Below are 481 nucleotides of genomic sequence, written 5' to 3'. Positions count from 1 at the left end.
CATTATTATAGGGTTAAAACTCACTACTGGGGGATTCTTTTGCCTTTTTTTGCTTGGTAAATTTCTTAATATTTTTGATTGGTTAGGAGTTCTATAGAGATGTCATTTCAGTGCTTCTTATTACCTGTTCTGGATCGATCCATATGTAACAAGGCGATTTGCTGTTGCATGCATTGTTTTGAACCAATTAATCCTTGTTCCCATTGTTTCTCAATATCCTGCCAACCTGCTAGGGCAAAGGTTTCAAGAAGCTGGTCTGTGGTATCTGTTAAACTAATTGTCCCATCAAAATCACATAAAATATGCCAAAGGTTTTGTGAGCTCGTATTTTGTTGAGGATTAATCAAAAACATAATCAGTTTTACCAGTGTTATTTTATTAAACTTGTCAGATAAATTAGATTTGGATTCTTAATTCAATCTTATGCAAAACTGATGGCAGCAACATGACATAGGCTTATTGTAATTAAGTGTAATTCAAT

1 protein-coding gene is annotated in these 481 nt (G+C 33.5%); it reads right to left on the bottom strand.

Annotated features, from left to right (window positions below; all coding sequences use genetic code 11):
- Positions 1-107: 107 nt before the first annotated feature.
- Positions 108-353, bottom strand: coding sequence for a hypothetical protein (locus ACJ5GX_RS04350; RefSeq protein WP_495292742.1), 246 nt, complete (start codon positions 351-353; stop codon positions 108-110).
- Between the last annotated feature and the right edge of the window lie 128 nt (positions 354-481).

It is taken from the genome of Wolbachia endosymbiont of Tuta absoluta (genome assembly GCF_059414725.1).
Note: the sequence above shows the minus strand (reverse complement) of the source record. Positions and strands in the feature narration are given on the sequence as shown.